13 protein-coding genes and 1 tRNA gene are annotated in these 15,782 nt (G+C 36.4%); 6 read left to right on the plus strand and 8 right to left on the minus strand.

All coding sequences use genetic code 11. The features are described from left to right. Window positions 1–233: 233 nt before the first annotated feature. Window positions 234–1,241, minus strand: a complete 1,008-nt coding sequence (gene recA / locus IV494_RS09655; RefSeq protein ID WP_039354947.1) for a recombinase RecA — start codon at window positions 1,239–1,241, stop codon at window positions 234–236. A gap of 148 nt (window positions 1,242–1,389) precedes the next feature. Here recA and IV494_RS09660 point away from each other — a divergent pair. Continuing rightward, window positions 1,390–1,461 (plus strand) — tRNA-Gln (locus IV494_RS09660). A gap of 334 nt (window positions 1,462–1,795) precedes the next feature. Here IV494_RS09660 and IV494_RS09665 read toward each other — a convergent pair. The 4 genes from IV494_RS09665 to IV494_RS09680 all read right to left on the minus strand — a co-directional run bounded on the left by IV494_RS09665 (window position 1,796) and on the right by IV494_RS09680 (window position 5,942). Then, entirely contained in the window at window positions 1,796–2,413 is a 618-nt protein-coding gene (locus tag IV494_RS09665) for a hypothetical protein (RefSeq protein WP_196079936.1), read from the minus strand. A 6-nt stretch (window positions 2,414–2,419) separates the two neighbouring features. Further along, the gene (locus IV494_RS09670; protein ID WP_196079937.1) at window positions 2,420–2,611 is read right to left on the minus strand and encodes a hypothetical protein; all 192 of its coding nucleotides are present in this window, start codon (window positions 2,609–2,611) and stop codon (window positions 2,420–2,422) included. 147 nt (window positions 2,612–2,758) lie between these two features. Beyond that, on the minus strand, window positions 2,759–4,984 hold the full coding sequence (locus IV494_RS09675; RefSeq protein ID WP_196079938.1) for a M1 family metallopeptidase: 2,226 nt from the start codon (window positions 4,982–4,984) through the stop codon (window positions 2,759–2,761). A 76-nt stretch (window positions 4,985–5,060) separates the two neighbouring features. Continuing rightward, window positions 5,061–5,942: an SDR family oxidoreductase gene (locus IV494_RS09680; RefSeq protein ID WP_196079939.1), complete on the minus strand. Its 882-nt coding sequence runs from the start codon at window positions 5,940–5,942 to the stop codon at window positions 5,061–5,063. Window positions 5,943–6,454: 512 nt separating this feature from the next. On the opposite strand from IV494_RS09680, the gene IV494_RS09685 reads away from it, so the two are divergent. Together IV494_RS09685 and IV494_RS09690 are read left to right on the plus strand one after the other, a co-directional pair. Continuing rightward, a complete protein-coding gene (locus IV494_RS09685) occupies window positions 6,455–6,784 on the plus strand; it encodes a hypothetical protein (protein WP_196079940.1) in 330 nt (109 codons plus the stop codon). Between the two features lie 138 nt (window positions 6,785–6,922). Beyond that, window positions 6,923–7,552: a GIY-YIG nuclease family protein gene (locus tag IV494_RS09690; protein WP_196079941.1), complete on the plus strand. Its 630-nt coding sequence runs from the start codon at window positions 6,923–6,925 to the stop codon at window positions 7,550–7,552. A gap of 120 nt (window positions 7,553–7,672) precedes the next feature. Here the strand turns inward: IV494_RS09690 and IV494_RS09695 are convergent, their stop codons facing one another. Genes IV494_RS09695 through IV494_RS09705 form a run of 3 tightly spaced genes read right to left on the minus strand, consistent with a single transcriptional unit; the run spans window position 7,673 to window position 12,626 of the window. Further along, window positions 7,673–10,600: a M16 family metallopeptidase gene (locus tag IV494_RS09695; RefSeq protein ID WP_196079942.1), complete on the minus strand. Its 2,928-nt coding sequence runs from the start codon at window positions 10,598–10,600 to the stop codon at window positions 7,673–7,675. A 57-nt stretch (window positions 10,601–10,657) separates the two neighbouring features. Beyond that, a complete protein-coding gene (locus tag IV494_RS09700; RefSeq protein WP_196079943.1) occupies window positions 10,658–11,281 on the minus strand; it encodes a lysoplasmalogenase in 624 nt (207 codons plus the stop codon). A gap of 7 nt (window positions 11,282–11,288) precedes the next feature. Beyond that, the gene (locus IV494_RS09705) at window positions 11,289–12,626 is read right to left on the minus strand and encodes a dihydroorotase (protein ID WP_196079944.1); all 1,338 of its coding nucleotides are present in this window, start codon (window positions 12,624–12,626) and stop codon (window positions 11,289–11,291) included. A gap of 115 nt (window positions 12,627–12,741) precedes the next feature. Between IV494_RS09705 and IV494_RS09710 the strand changes: the two genes are divergently transcribed. The 3 genes from IV494_RS09710 (at window position 12,742) to IV494_RS09720 (ending at window position 15,781) form a co-directional block, all read left to right on the plus strand. Then, entirely contained in the window at window positions 12,742–14,235 is a 1,494-nt protein-coding gene (locus tag IV494_RS09710; protein ID WP_230380057.1) for a lipopolysaccharide biosynthesis protein, read from the plus strand. A gap of 1 nt (window position 14,236) precedes the next feature. Beyond that, window positions 14,237–14,668: a dUTP diphosphatase gene (gene dut, locus IV494_RS09715; protein ID WP_196079945.1), complete on the plus strand. Its 432-nt coding sequence runs from the start codon at window positions 14,237–14,239 to the stop codon at window positions 14,666–14,668. 84 nt (window positions 14,669–14,752) lie between these two features. Next, window positions 14,753–15,781 (plus strand): sugar phosphate nucleotidyltransferase, encoded by a 1,029-nt coding sequence (locus tag IV494_RS09720; protein ID WP_196079946.1) that lies wholly within the window; start codon window positions 14,753–14,755, stop codon window positions 15,779–15,781. Window position 15,782 lies beyond the last annotated feature (1 nt).

Consider the following 15,782-nt stretch of genomic DNA (forward strand, 5'->3'; position numbering starts at 1 on the left):
GGTGAAAAAAACGCCTAATGTTCTAGCCCCGATTGAACGGTTTGTTTGAGCTCTTTTTTGCGAATAACTATCTTTTCTTTTTGCGAAATTTTTGTTCGCAAAAAAAGCGAGTAGTGAAAGCGGGACGGGTTTGGTAAGAAACGAAAATCTAAATGCTCCTTATTCAACCTAAAAAAAAGACAGCGCGATCGCTGTCTTTAAATTTAAAGTCGTCCAAATATCAAATCGATATTTTAGGCTTTTTTATTTTTGATCTCTTCTCTGATCTTACCTTCCAGTTCGTCAGAAAGTTCCGGATTGTCTTTCAACATATCTCTAACCGCATCGCGACCTTGTCCTAATTTGGTTTCTGCATAACTGAACCAAGACCCGCTTTTTTTCACGATTCCCATATCAACCGCAGCATCCAGGATCTCACCGGTTTTAGAAATTCCTTCACCGTACATGATATCAAATTCAGCCATTTTAAATGGAGGTGCTACTTTATTTTTTACGATCTTCACTTTCACACGGCTCCCTACCGCTTCATCGCCTGCTTTAATCGGCGCACTCGCTTTTCTGATATCAATCCTTACTGATGCGTAAAATTTCAAGGCATTTCCACCTGTGGTCGTTTCAGGATTTCCGAACATCACGCCAATTTTCTCCCGCAACTGATTGATGAAAATTACGGTACACTTCGTTTTGGAAATTGTTCCTGTTAATTTTCTCAAAGCTTGAGACATTAATCTCGCATGAAGTCCCATTTTGGAATCTCCCATCTCCCCTTCGATCTCTGCTTTCGGTGTTAACGCTGCAACAGAGTCAATCACCACGATATCCACAGCTCCGGAACGGATCAAATTATCAGCGATCTCTAATGCCTGCTCCCCATTATCTGGCTGAGAAATAATTAAATCTTCCAACTTAATTCCCAGTTTCGCAGCATAACTTCGGTCGAATGCATGTTCAGCATCAATAAAAGCAGCGATACCACCCAATTTTTGTGCTTCGGCGATCGCGTGTAAAGTCAAAGTCGTTTTACCAGAGGACTCCGGCCCGTAAATTTCGATAACTCTTCCTCTTGGATAACCGCCAACTCCTAAAGCCAAATCAATTCCTAAAGAACCAGACGGAATAACTTCGATCGTGTTGTCAACTGAGGCATCACCCAAAGTCATTACGGTACCTTTACCGTAGGTTTTATCTAGTTTCTCAAGCACCAAAGCCAGTGCTTTTTTCTTATCTTCGATACTGCTCATTTGTAAATATTTATTTGCTCAAAAATACGGAATAATTATTAAAAAACAGCCACCCAAAAATCAATATAGAACTTTTGAAAAAAAATTCTTTAAAAATAATTGTTCATTCAGAAAAAATTTTCTAGATTTGCACCACCAAAATAAGGATAGACCCATGGTGTAATTGGTAACACACCGGTTTTTGGTACCGACATTCGGGGTTCGAGTCCCTGTGGGTCTACAAATTATTATAAAACGCTTTGATTTTTCAAAGCGTTTTTGTTTTGTTAAGTCCGCATGTAAAAAAGTTAGATTTTTATTGAAGAATATTATTTGGAAAGCTGGAGACAATAACCGTTTCCTTGTGCCATTCGAATTTCACCTTGCCTTTTTAATGTTCTCTTGGAAGAGTATTAGAAATTGCAGTCGAAGTTTTAGTTGCGCAATTGGAAGAATCAATTCCGGTTTTGTTGAAAAGTTCGTTTCACTTGCAATAGTTTTAAAAGTTTCAGTTTCGATCTAGTAAATTACTTTGATCAGCATCAATCTTTTATAGTGAGGAGATAATAAGATAGTTATTTGCTATTTGCGGTTTGAAGGGAATCGATAAGTGAAACATTAAAAGAGTTTAAAGTCATCTTCTTAAATTTATAGGTCTTTTTGTATTGAGCAAAACCCCATGACTCTATTTTTAAACTGTCAACCTTATTGTTAGAAATAAAAATATCCGAATAAAACTTTGAAGAGCTTCCCTGCTCTGCGCTAATTGTAAAACCGTTTTTCGTCGTTTTTATTTCCTGATATACATCTCTGACATCTGAAAACAATAAATTATTATATATTCCTACTTTTTTCGTGTTCAGGTCGCGGATAACCAATAAATTATTATCTGCTTTTTCTGGAAAACAATGTGAATAATCCTGCTTTGTATAGAAAGGTTTTAATAATAAGATGCTGATATTTTCTTTAGATATATTTTGATCGACGTCGTAAAATTTCGAAATATAAAAGCCGTATTTGTAGAAATATTTCTGACTTATAATTTTACAACTGTCCGATAACTTAGTATTTAATGGCGCCAATATCGTATCGGATATTGGCTTTTGAGTCTCTTGTTTTACTGTACCACCTCCACTTTTTGTAGTGCAGGAAAATAAAAAATAAAAAATTAGAAAAATTAACATAGCCCTCATAACCGATTATTTTTTAGTGGTCCAAAATAGTGTTCCTGATTGAAAACCTGTAGAAACTAAATGTTCCGAAACAGCATCGTTCTTTTGAGTGTCATTTCTTTTACCTGTAAAATTTGCAGCATCGTATTTAACAGTACCATCTGTAACTTTTTTCTCTTCATACTGAGATTTAAAAATAATAAATGTATTCAGTTTCATCTTCTTTCTCTTGCGGCAATGTTGCAGCTTCAACAGTAATACTCTACAGTTCATTTATTTGTGCGCAGTCGGTTATTTTTAAAACCGCCGCCCAAAAAATAGATTTTTGGGCGGCAGTTTTTAAAATTGTCTGAAAATTAAACTCAATTAATCTCTCGTAAATTCATATTTTTTGCCACCCTGGTTGAGTGTGAAACCTTTTCGGTCTTTAGAAAACTGAAATTCAATTCCTGCTACAGAAAAGGCGAATTTATCTGATCCTTCATAGTCTAGAGGAATTTTCGGTTGTCCCGTTGCCTGTAACATTAGTTGATTGTTTTCAACTGTTGTAACAATTTTTAAAGGAATTTCTTTGCTGGAGAAATTTCCTGTGAACTGTTTTAAATCTACTTTTTCTGCTACTGAATTCCCGTCTACTTTAAAAGTGTTATCAGAAACATTTGCGTCGGGTAAACTGCCTTTTGGATCTAACTGAACAGAGGTAATTTCTTTCGTAGTAGCAACTTCGAAAGTCCACTCTGAATTTCTTTTCCAGATCTCTACCGGTAATTTTACGTTTTGAATGGTTCCATCTTTAAACTTAATGTCCAAGTTAACCGGCATTGGCAACTGACCAATATTTTCTAATTTGATAACAGCTCCTTTCCTAAAATCTCCACTTTTATAGGAAACGTTTTTTACTGCCTGATCAATTTTCCATTTGTTTAAGAACCAACCTCTCCAGAACCAGTTCAGTTCTTCACCTGAAGAATTCTCCATGGTGCGGAAAAAATCTTCCGGAGTTGGATGTTTAAACGCCCATCTCTTTATATATTCCCGAAATGCTTTATCAAATTTTTCTTCACCTAAAATATTTTCCCGCAACATTTGCAATCCTGCACTTGGTTTATAATAAGCTAAAAAGCCCAGATTCCTTTCTTTTAAATTGTCCGGCGCCGTCATTATAGGTTCCATTTGATCACTATTAAAAGCAAATGCCATACTTTGAAGCGGTTTTGGAGTGTAATATTCCCCTTTGTTGAAATCCTGCTCAGAAATACTGTTGATAAAAGTATTAAAACCTTCATCCATCCAGGCAAACATTCTTTCGTTAGATCCTACGATCATTGGAAACCAGTTATGTCCAAATTCGTGATCGGTAACGCCCCATAGATCAGCACCCTTAGAACTCATACCGCAGAAAACAATTCCCGGATATTCCATTCCACCAGGATTTCCGGCAACATTCACCGCATTTGGATACGTATATTCGTACCATCTTTTTGAATAATGTTCGATCGAACTTTTCGTGTATTCCGTTGATCTTCCCCAAGCAGCATTCCCGTCACTTTCTACCGGATAAGCAGACACCGCTAAAGATTTTTTACCGCTTGGCAAATTAATTTTCGCCGCATCTAAAATAAATGCAGATGAAGAAGCCCACGCAAAATCACGCGTATTTTCAATTTTAAATTTCCAGGTTTTGGTAGCCGTGGAAGTTTTTTCGGCAGCGTTCGCTTCAGCAGCAGATCGAATAATTACCGTTTTCTCACTATTTCTTGCAGCCTCCCATTTTTTATTTTGGTCAGAAGAATAAACCTCTTTTGGATTTAATAATTCGCCGGAAGCAACGACATACTGATTTGCAGGAACCGTAAGATTCGCTGTGATATTGCCATACTCCAGGAAAAACTCACCCGCTCCTAGGTAAGGCAAAGTGTTCCAGCCTGTGATGTCATCGTAAACACACATTCTTGGAAACCATTGTGCGATGGTAAATATTTTTCCATTTTTCGTCGGCTCAACTCCCATTCTGTCTGAACCGTAATTTGGAGAAACAAATGAATAGTTGATGATCAATTTCACAACTCCACCTTTTGATTTTAGATCTTGTGGAAGATCGATCTGCATTCTGGTATCAGAAATCGTATATTTTGGATTGATCTTTAAATTTTTTCCATTTGCAGAAAGAATTTCTACCGATTTTATGGTATAACCGCCGTCGAAATCCTGTCCATGAGCACCATTTCTACTTCCGCCCATTGGTACGACAGCGTTTCCGCGGGAATCTTTTTTGAATAAATTCTGATCCAGCTGAAGCCAGAGAAAGCTTAAATCATCAAAGCTGTTGTTGGTATAAGTAATTTCTGCCGAGCCTGAAATTTCGTTTTTAACATCATTCAAAGAAGCATTCAAAACGTAATCAGCACTGTTTTGCCAGTAATGATGACCCGGTTGTCCGCTTGCTGATCGGGTTTCCGTTCCATTATTCATATAGAAAAATGGTTTGAAAGCTTCGGTATAACTATACTTTGGCGCATCTGTTTGAGCTGAAAACTGCACAGAAAATGCAATCGCTAAAGCAAACACCGGTTTGAAGATTTTAAAATTCATGAGGGTAATTTTACGGATAAGTAAAAATAAACCCAACAATGTTACACATGTTGGGTTATAATTTTATTTTTTTTGCTTAATTCGATTTCTTTGCTTTGATCATCGATTCGAGCATATCCCACATTTCTTGTGGAATTTCTTCGAGCATATTAAATTCACCAGCTCCCTGCAACCATTCTCCACCATCGATGGTAACGACTTCGCCATTCATATAAGCAGAATAATCTGAAACCAGATAAGCCGCAAGATTTGCTAATTCCTGATGTTCTCCAACTCTTCTCAATGGAACTTTCTTCTTCATATCAAATTTTTCCGCCAAATCTCCGGGCAACAATCTTTCCCAAGCGCCTTTCGTAGGAAACGGTCCTGGAGCAATAGCGTTGAAGCGAATTCCATATTTTGCCCATTCTACGGCTAAACTTCTGGTCATGGCGAGAACTCCGGCTTTTGCACAAGCAGATGGAACAACGTATGCAGAACCAGTCCAGGCGTAAGTGGTGACAATATTGAGAACAGTTCCGGGAACTTTATTGTCGATCCAGTATTTCCCGATGGAAAGCGTACAGTTTTTAGTGCCTTTTAAAACAATATCTAAAATAGAATCAAAAGCGGAATGCGTTAATCTTTCTGTAGGTGAAATAAAATTTCCGGCTGCGTTATTTAAGAGAATATCAATTTGCCCGAATTCTTTGATCGCCGCGTCTTTCATGGCTTCAACCTCATCCCAATTTCTTACGTCGCACTGAACGCACAAAACTTTTCCACCAGTTTCTTCTTCAAGTTCTTTTGCGGTGGCTTGCAATTTTTCTAAGTTTCGGGAAGTGATCACGACTTTCGCGCCGAGTTGCAGAAAATATTTCGTCATGGCTTTTCCAAGTCCGCTTCCACCGCCGGTTACAACGGCTACTTTATCTTTTAATGCATCTTCTTTGAGCATTGGTTGCGTGTACAAATTCATATTTTAATTTTGATTTAAATTTAAGATTAATTTATCGTCTCAAGAAATTTTATAAAATGTATTGAATATCAAATTAGAGTGAAGGTTTTTTTCTGTGGTTGGAAGAACAATGTTTTTAAATGTAGGATGGAGATTTTTTTATTCACGGAGTCAGAAACGTTTTGGAGAGCTGATTATTGTGAAAAAAGTCTATAGCGGATTTGCATGGTGCAAGTTTTCGACAGAAATTTTATTTAGGAATAGATGTCATTTTTTTTTCCGCAGTAAAAGTTTAGAAATTATCGAAATTAAAATAATTTTGCTGAACTACTAAAATACTAGGTAAAATTTTCGATTATTTGTAAAGAATTTCTATGGATTGGAGATATTTCGTAAAATAGAAGGGTTGCGATGGTTGGATGGGGAGGTTTTTTTGTTATTTTAGCGGGTGGAAAAGTTTGATGATGTCATGTTTTCATACATATAAATGAGTTGAGTGTAATTTAAACTAATGGTAATTAAAATTAAAGACTATGTGGAATAGAAATAAAAGCGTCGGACCAGGTGGTGGTTTATCAGTTGGTCCAGGTGGCGGAATGTCGGTTGGACCAGGTGGTGGTTTGTCTGTTGGTCCCGGTGGTGGACTTTCTGCTGGTCCGGGTGGTGGACTTTCTGCTGGTCCTGGTGGTGGACTTTCTGCTGGTCCCGGTGGTGGACTTTCTGCTGGACCTGGAGGCGGACTTTCTGTCGGACCTACGCCATATATGAGTAATGTTCCACCTTGGCCAGTTTTTGTCCAAGAACTGGAGAAAAGGGGATTGAATCATTATGCAGATATAATAAGAAACAACCACTTAAAGTAAAAAACTATGTCCCGTTGCGCAAAGTCTCCCAACTTTGAAGCACCTCTTCCTTAGTTTAAATAAACCTTTTCTAAAATACTATCATCGCTCCCGCTAATTTCCAAAACCTAAACTGCAATTTTAAGCTCTACAATAAAGATGAATAAAACCGAATTAGAATTTTTTGAACATCACAAAATTGATTTGTTAAGAGTGTATAATGCAGAAGGATTAAAAATGACTAAATCCTTAAAAATTTTAATGAATTATAAAGATTTTCATTTAGCTTATAATACCTATCCTTGTTCAAAAAATGACAATCACACAATTAAATTAAAAACGGGACATTGTGCATTTTGTAATCCTAAGGGCATTAGCATTCTTAAGAGAGAACACGGAAAAGGGTTTATATATATTGCTGCTTCGAGATGGGGTAAATGGATTAAAATTGGCTGTACAATAAATTATGAAAGAAGACAAAAATCTTTAAATGAAAATAAAGGTTATGGTTTCCGTGCTGATTGGATAATACTAGCAGTTGTAAGAGTAGACGAAATGGGAGTCAAAGAGAGAGAAATTCAAAACTTTTTAAATAAATATAGAGAGTATGGGATTCAATATTATCGAGGAAGAGATCTTGTAAGATCAAACGAACTATTTAGATGCAGTTATAAAAAAGCACATGACGTTCTCAAAAAATTTTGCACTGAAAGTAATCTACATTTAAAAGTACTTAATATAAAATTCCATCATTATAATTTTAGAAACCTTATAAAAAATTACAACTAAACCCGAAAATTATAAAGTGGTGTCATTTGACCACTTTAAAACGCAAGCTGATTTACCAAATAAACAAAAAAAACTGCTCCAATCACGGAGCAGTTTTCTGTATCAATTATTTTAAAAAGTTTAGTAGCCGAAAAGTTCTTCTAAAGAAATTTTCTTCACCTCACCCAGTTTTTCCAGATCTTTCATCGGAACTCTTTTCTCTGACGCAACAATCGCGTAAGTGTAAGGTTTCCCGGAGAAATTAGTGTCGTGGAATGTTTTCAGATCTTCCATTTTGATATTATCTACCGTGCTGTAAATATTTTTCCGTGGATCTTCATTTAAACCTAATTCTTTCGCTGCCAGATAATTGAAAATAATATTATCCTGCGTGATTCTTTCAGTTTGAATGTCTTTTTTAACCTGAGTTTTTGCCAGGTTTAAATTTCCTGCTAAATCGGGCATTTTGGTTAAAAGTTCTGTCATCGCCGTAGTTGCGTCGTTAAATTTATCAGCCTGACTTCCCACGTAACTCATCATGTAATATTCCTGATCTTTTTTCTGTGGCTGCACGTAAACGCCGTAGGTAGAATACGCCAAAGCTTTACTTTCACGGATGGTCTGGAACACGATGGAACCCATTCCGCCTCCGAAATAATTGTTGAAAACTTTTACAACAGTATTCTTTTTAGCATCGTACTGATCGGTATTTCTGATCCAGCGGGTTTCTGCTTGAACCATGTCGTAATCGGTGAACAAAACTTTATTTTTAACCTGTTTTGTTTGTTTGAAAACTTTTTCAGGAGTTGCAACCGCAAAATTTGCGGGAACCTGATGCATTGTTTTCAATTTGCTGTCCAGATCTTTCAGCGAAGCCGGACCGTAATAGATCACCGTTTGTTCGTAGTTGTTGAGGTTTTTAATTCGGTCAACCAACTCTTTGGAAGTTGTAGCTTCCATTTCCGAATTGCTCAAAACATTATTGAATTTATTTTTCTCCCCGTACAAAGCATAGCTTGTTAAACCCTGTAAAATAGCGCCTTTGTTGGCTTTTACATCTTTACGTGCTTTTGCCATTCTCTCTTTCAAACTTTTCAAAGCGGCGTCATCTGCTTTTACATTTTGAATAAGATCTTCATATAATTTTACAGCAGCATCGAAATTTTCCTGTAAACCTTCGATGGAAACGGTCGTGTATTCTTCACCGGACGCAATGGTGAAATTACAGGCGATCTTGTAAAAAGCTTTTGAAATTTCTTCTGCAGACATCTTATCTGTTCCTAAAAACTGAAGATATTGAGAAGCTAAAGGTTGTTTCAAATCATTTAAAGAACCGATTTTATAACGGTATTTCAAACGGAAAATCTGATTGTCGGTGTTTGGAACATAAAGCACTTCTGCTTTTCCGAGCTTTGATTTCTGAATGTCTTTGTTGTAATCTAAAAATACCGGTGTTGAAGGAATATTCGGCATTTCGTTGACCATTTTCACAAAGGCAGATTGCTTATCTGCGTTGGTTTCAACTGGCGTGATCTGTGGTTTTTCAATTTTAACAGTTGCCGGAGATTCTCCTTTTCTTTTTAAAATTGCTACATAATTTTCACCCAGATATTTATTGGCAAAAGCTATGATATCGGCTTTAGAAATTTTGGATAAGTCATTCACATAAGCAACCTGATCTCTCCAGTTTAACTCAGAAGTAAACGCATCCATCAAAGAACTCGCGCGATCATCATACTTTTCGGATTCGTAGATCTTATTTTTTTTGATGTTATTGATAATGGAAGTGATCAATTCCTGATCGAAGTTTCCTTTTTTCAAATTGTCGATTTCTCCAAGAACCAAAGTTTTTACCTCTTCTAAACTCTGACCGTTTGTTGGAGCTGCACTGATGTACAAAACGCCGTAATCAATCAAGGTAAAAGTTTGCGCTGAAGCGCGTAATAATTTTTGTTTTTTCACCAAGTTCAAGTCCATTAAACCTGCTTTTCCATTGGTCAAAACTTGTCCAACCAGATCTGCGATCAAAACATCTTTGTCTTTATTTCCAGGCAATCTGTAACCGATGGTTAAATTCTCTGCGTCTGGCCCTGTAATTTCTTTAATAACTGGTGAAGTAATTGCAACTTCTGGTGTGAAGGTATATTTCGCAACAGGCTTATTTTGCATGTAAGAAAAAGCTTTGTCAACCTGCGCAATCACAACATCAGGATCGAAATCTCCGGATAAAATCACTCCCATATTGTTGGGAACATAATAGTTGTGGAAATATTTTCGGATTTCTACGAGCGAAGGGTTTTTCAAATCCTGCACGGTTCCGATCGTGGTTTGCTGTCCGTAATTGTGATTTTTGAAGAGTTGAGAGAATAAAGTTTCGAAAACTTTACTTCCGTCGCTGTCTAAACTTCTGTTTTTCTCTTCGTAAACTGCTTCCAGCTCAGTATGAAAAATTCTTAAAATCGGATTACGGAATCGTTCTCCCTGAACGGCTAAATATTTATTCAAAGAACTGCTCGGAACATCATCGGTATAAACCGTTTGCTCGAAACTCGTGAAAGCATTTGTTCCCTGAGCTCCCATTGAAGCCATCATTTTATCATATTCGTTCGCAATTGCAAACTTACTTGCAACACCTGAAACGGAATCTATTTTTTTGTAGATAGCCTTTCTTTGTACGTCATCTTTTGTTTTATTGTACTGCTCATAAAGCGCGTCGATCTTATCTAATTCTGGTTTTTCTTTCGCCCAGTCCAGAGAACCGTATTTATCGGTGCCTTTGAAAACCATGTGTTCCAGATAATGCGCCAAACCCGTATTTGTGCGCGGATCAGTTTTGCTTCCGGCTTTCACCGCAACATAAGCCTGAATTCTGGGATCTTTTTTGGTGGGACTTAAAATGACCGTTAAACCATTTTTCAAAGTGTAAAATCTGGCATTCATCGGATCGTTTGTTACATATTTATAGGTGTAACCGTTTCCGGAGGCTTCTTTCCACTCGTATTTTTTTTGTGCAAAAGTTTGCAGCGAAAAGAGCAACATGAAAATTGCTAAAGAGAGTTTTTTGAACATAAATTATTTATTTTAAAGGATTAGACGAAAATTTTTGGGAATTGTTTCAAATCTTTACTAATTTTTAGATGAAATCATTCCTCTCACCAAAAACCATTGCGCAAAAACGTAGGTTATCATCACGAACAAATTGAGGATCATCAAGGGTTGGAAAAAAAGATTTATTGAAAGCAACGTATCTGAAATCAGAAATAAAAGCGCACCAATAATCAAATTTCTGTTCTGCGTTTTAAGAGCGCTATACATCATCACAGAAATTACAACAGCATAAATAATGACCGGAACTTTCATTTCTTTTAAATAGGGAAAAAGAAAAACGAGCAAGGTGGTCGCAAAGAGACCAAGAATAATCGGCCAAAATTTCCAAATACTATTTTGAGTTTTTTTCCTAAACGAAATAATATAGAAAACATGGGCGAATAAAAAACTTCCTAATCCGGGCAGAAAACCCCATTTAAAAAGCAGAAACAGATCCCCGAAAAAACTAAGGACCAATCCCGCCAAAAACAATTTATCCAATTGAATTTTTTCTGATTTCAATCTTGTGATATACATTAAAATCAAAATTGGAAGTAAAAGTGGTTTGGTAAAAAACCGAAGTTCCGTTCGATTATTGAAAATGAAAAACAAATCAACTGCAAAAACGATAACTAATATAATCTGTAAAATTTTTGATCTCATAAAAAAATTATTTACGGTCAAAAAGTAATCTTTCGCCATGTTTTTCTTCGGAAATTTTTCCATTCTCAAAAGCTGGAAAACCGTTCACGAAAGTATGGGTGATTTTTGAATGAAATTCAATTCCTTCAAATGGGCTCCAACCACATTTTGCTAGAATATTATCTTTGGAAACGGTATATTTTTCATTCAGATCAACTAAAACCAAATCGGCTTTAAAACCTTCTTTAATAAAACCTCGCTTTTCAATTTGGAATAGAATGGCAGGATTGTGACACATCTTTTCAACGATTTTTTCTAAAGAAATTTTTCCATTTTTAAAGTTTTCGAGCATTACATTCAAAGCATGCTGGACTAAAGGTCCGCCGGAAGGTGCCTGCAAATATTTTTGAGATTTCTCTTCTAAAGTATGCGGTGCGTGATCAGTGGCGATGACATCAATTCTATCATCCAGCAAAGCTTCCCATAATCCGTCTTGGTCTTTTTGGGTTTTTATGGCAGGATTCCATTTGATGAAATTTCCTTTGGTTTTGTAATCATCATTGGTAAAAGTTAAGTGATGAAGGCAAACTTCAGCAGTGATCATTTTCTCTTTTAATGGAATGTCGTTTCGGAAAAGTTCCATTTCTTTTGCGGTCGATAAATGAAAAACATGCAATCTCGCTCCCGTTTTTTTCGCCAGCTCAATCGCTTTTGAGGAAGAGATATAACACGCTTCTTCGCTCCTAATTAAATGGTGACAATCCACAGGAATATCCTCGCCGTATTTTTCTTTAAAGATCTCTGTGTTTTTTCTGATCGTTGCTTCATCCTCGCAATGAACTGCGATCAACATTTTCACATTACTAAAAATTTTTTCTAAAGTTTCCGGATTATCGACCAGCATATTTCCCGTGGAAGAACCAAGGAACAATTTTATTCCGGCGACATTTCTTGGATTTGTTTTTAAGAGTTCTTCCAGGTTATCATTCGTTCCGCCCATTAAGAAGGAATAATTTGCAAATGATTTTTCGGCTGCAATTTTATATTTCTCTTCTAATAATTCCTGTGTTACAGCGTTTGGAACTGTATTTGGCTGTTCCATAAAACTTGTAATTCCTCCCGCAACTGCAGCTCTCGATTCGCTTTCGATGTCGCCTTTCCACGTCAAACCGGGTTCGCGGAAATGAACTTGATCATCGATAATTCCGGGCAGCAAATATTTCCCGGAAGCGTCAATAATTTGATCGACATTATCTGCGGAAATATTTTTCCCAATTTTCGAGATTATATCATTTTCGATGAGCAGATCACTTTCAAAAATTTGATTTTCATTGACGATTTGGGCATTTTTAATTAGGATTTTCATTTTCAAAAAATAAAGATTGATGACATTACAAAATCAGATTCGCTTTTGGAAATCAGTTTTCCAAATTTAATATTTAAAAATGATTTAGAAGGCTTCTCAAAATTCAAATCTTTCTATGTCAAATCTATTTATTTATATTTGCAGAAATTCAGAAATTTTGTATAAAAAATTATTGGGACAAACCGCGATCTATGGATTAAGCACCGTTATTATTCGGTTGTTTCCCTTTATTATAAGTCCGTTTGTAACACACGCTTTCGGGCCACAATCATTGGCGCCTTTCATCGATTTTTATTCGGTTGCGGGAATCATCATCGTTTTGCTTTCCCACGGTATGGAAACTACCTTTTTCCGTTTTGCAGAAAAAGAAGAAGATACTAGAAAATTAATTTCAACCGCTACAATAAGCGTTTTAGCAGCATCTTTTCTTTTCATGATTTTCGCTTTTATGTTCCGACAGGATTTAGCGATCGCTTTCAAAACGCCTGATCAGGTGAATCTTATGACGATGATGCTTTTCGTTTTAGGTTTAGATGGACTTTCGACGATGCCCTTTGTAATTTTAAGAAAAACCGGACGACCGAAAAAGTTTGCCATCATTAAAATCATTAATGGAGTCATCAATTTTATATTGGTAGTTTTCTTCATTGTGATCTTGCCAAAACTTGGAAGCAAAGGATTATTTGGTTTCACCTATGATAAAAATTTTGGAATCGGATATGTTTTCGTGGCGAATCTGGTTGCGAGCGCAGTGACATTTCTACTGCTTTTCCCTGAAATAAAATCGGTAAGACTGGATGCTTTCAACTGGAATCTCTGGAAAAAAATGATGGCGTATTCCTGGCCAATTACGATTGCCGGTTTGGCTGGAGTAATTAATGAAACCATGGATCGGCAGTTTCTTAAATATTTATTACCCGACGGAACGAATACCGAACAAATGGCGATTTATGGCGCAGTTTGTAAAATCGTAACCTTCTTAACTTTATTTCGTCAAGCTTATCTTTTAGGAATTGAACCTTTCTTTTTCTCTCACGCCAAAAACGAAAATTCAGGTAAATCTTACGCGAAGTTGATGGATATGTTCGTCATTGTCAACTGCATTATTTTAGTCGCTTTATGTGTTAATTTAAATTGGCTGGCAAAACTTTACCTTTCTAATCCGGCGTATAATGAAGGAATACCGATTGTCCCGATTGTTTTAATCGCGGCAGTTTTCCTTGGAATTTATTTGAATATGTCGGTTTGGTATAAACTTTCTGACAAAACCATTTTTGGCGCCTATCTTTCAGTTCTTGGAGCGGTAGTAACTATCGTAATTAACGTTTATTTTATTCCAGCTTACGGATATTGGGCGTCAACCTGGGGAACATTTTTAAGTTATTTTTCAATGATGACGGTCTCTTACTTTTTGGGGCAATATTTTTATCCGGTTCCGTATCATATGAAGAAAATTTTGGGATATTTGAGTATAAGTATATTGTTCTCGGTGGTGTCTTTTTACGTACTTGAAGGAAATTTAATAATAGGAAACTTATTATTATTAGTATTTTTAGCAATTGTATTTTACTTTGAAAAAGACACTTTAAGAAAATTTAGAAAAAGCTGATATGGAAATTAAAATCATCAATAAATCCTCGAACCCTTTACCAAAATACCAGACTGAGCTCTCTGCCGGAATGGATTTATACGCCAATCTGGAAGAAATGGTCACTTTGAAATCTTTGGAAAGAAAATTAATTCCGACCGGATTGTTTTTGGAACTTCCTGCTGGTTTTGAAGCACAAATTCGACCAAGAAGCGGTTTAGCCATAAAAAACGGAATTACCGTTCTCAATTCTCCCGGAACGATCGATGCAGATTACCGCGGCGAAGTCGGTGTTATTTTAGTAAATTTGTCCAAAGACGACTTTCAAATCAGTAATGGCGACCGAATTGCACAAATGGTCATCGCCAAACATGAAAACCCAGGCTGGATCGAAGTTGAAAATTTAACTGAAACAGCACGAGGTGAAGGTGGTTTCGGAAGCACAAAAAAATAAAGTTTTTTTTACCTAAAGTTTAAAAATAAATTATAAAACAATCATGACTCAACATTAAAATTTTTGAGTTGAAAAATATTAAATATGAAGATAATTGTTCCAATGGCAGGACGAGGTTCCAGATTAAGACCTCATACTTTAACCGTTCCTAAACCTTTGATCCCAATTGCAGGGAAACCGATAGTACAACGTCTGGTTGAAGATATTACCAAAGTTGCCGGAGAAAAAATTGATGAAATCGCCTTTATTATTGGTGATTTCGGACCTGAAGTTGAAGCTTCTTTAATTAAAATCGCTGAAAAACTAGGTGCAAAAGGAACTGTTTATACGCAGGATGAGCCACTCGGAACTGCTCATGCCATCAAATGTGCGGAAGCTTCCATGCAGGGCGATGTTGTCGTAGCTTTTGCTGATACTTTATTTAAAGCAGATTTTGTTTTAGACAAGAATTCTGATGGCGTTATCTGGGTGAAAAAAGTTGACGATCCTTCTGCTTTTGGAGTTGTAAAATTAGATGATTACGGCTTCATCACCGACTTTGTGGAGAAACCAAAAACCTTCGTGTCAGATCTTGCGATTATTGGGATCTACTATTTTAATTCTGCAGAAAAATTGATGTCGGAAATTAATTACATCATGGATAACGACATTAAAGTTGGTGGCGAATATCAATTAACAACGGCTTTAGAAAATCTTCGTCAGAAAGGAGCGAAATTCTCTTTAGGAAAAGTTGATGACTGGATGGATTGCGGAAATAAAAACTCCACCGTTGAAACAAACGGGAAAGTTCTGGAGTACGAACGAGAAAATGTTGCCATTTTTCCTGATTCTTCAAAAATTGAAAACTGCATGATCATTCCGCCATGTTTTATCGGGGAAAATGTACAACTGTACAATTCTAAAATCGGACCCGGCGTTTCTATCGGGAATAATACGAAAGTAATCAATTCAAATATTGATAACTCCTTAATTCAGGAGAACACCGTAATTGATCATGGCAATTTGAGTAATTCCATGATCGGAAATTCTGCGGAGTATTACGGAGTTTCCCGCGAAATTTCTCTAGGGGATTTCTCCGTTTTAGATTTCGTTTCCAACAAAAGAAATAATTAGT

Source organism: Kaistella gelatinilytica, assembly GCF_015679325.1.
Lineage (GTDB): Bacteria > Bacteroidota > Bacteroidia > Flavobacteriales > Weeksellaceae > Kaistella > Kaistella gelatinilytica.

What these genes read in the sequence shown, in the direction of transcription:
- recA (WP_039354947.1), bottom strand. Translation starts at nt 1,241, where the DNA reads ATGAGCAGTATCGAAGATAAGAAAAAAGCACTGGCTTTGGTGCTTGAG.
- IV494_RS09665 (WP_196079936.1), bottom strand. Translation starts at nt 2,413, where the DNA reads ATGAGGGCTATGTTAATTTTTCTAATTTTTTATTTTTTATTTTCCTGC.
- IV494_RS09670 (WP_196079937.1), bottom strand. Translation starts at nt 2,611, where the DNA reads ATGAAACTGAATACATTTATTATTTTTAAATCTCAGTATGAAGAGAAA.
- IV494_RS09675 (WP_196079938.1), bottom strand. Translation starts at nt 4,984, where the DNA reads ATGAATTTTAAAATCTTCAAACCGGTGTTTGCTTTAGCGATTGCATTT.
- IV494_RS09680 (WP_196079939.1), bottom strand. Translation starts at nt 5,942, where the DNA reads ATGAATTTGTACACGCAACCAATGCTCAAAGAAGATGCATTAAAAGAT.
- IV494_RS09685 (WP_196079940.1), top strand. Translation starts at nt 6,455, where the DNA reads ATGTGGAATAGAAATAAAAGCGTCGGACCAGGTGGTGGTTTATCAGTT.
- IV494_RS09690 (WP_196079941.1), top strand. Translation starts at nt 6,923, where the DNA reads ATGAATAAAACCGAATTAGAATTTTTTGAACATCACAAAATTGATTTG.
- IV494_RS09695 (WP_196079942.1), bottom strand. Translation starts at nt 10,600, where the DNA reads ATGTTCAAAAAACTCTCTTTAGCAATTTTCATGTTGCTCTTTTCGCTG.
- IV494_RS09700 (WP_196079943.1), bottom strand. Translation starts at nt 11,281, where the DNA reads ATGAGATCAAAAATTTTACAGATTATATTAGTTATCGTTTTTGCAGTT.
- IV494_RS09705 (WP_196079944.1), bottom strand. Translation starts at nt 12,626, where the DNA reads ATGAAAATCCTAATTAAAAATGCCCAAATCGTCAATGAAAATCAAATT.
- IV494_RS09710 (WP_230380057.1), top strand. Translation starts at nt 12,742, where the DNA reads ATGTCAAATCTATTTATTTATATTTGCAGAAATTCAGAAATTTTGTAT.
- dut (WP_196079945.1), top strand. Translation starts at nt 14,237, where the DNA reads ATGGAAATTAAAATCATCAATAAATCCTCGAACCCTTTACCAAAATAC.
- IV494_RS09720 (WP_196079946.1), top strand. Translation starts at nt 14,753, where the DNA reads ATGAAGATAATTGTTCCAATGGCAGGACGAGGTTCCAGATTAAGACCT.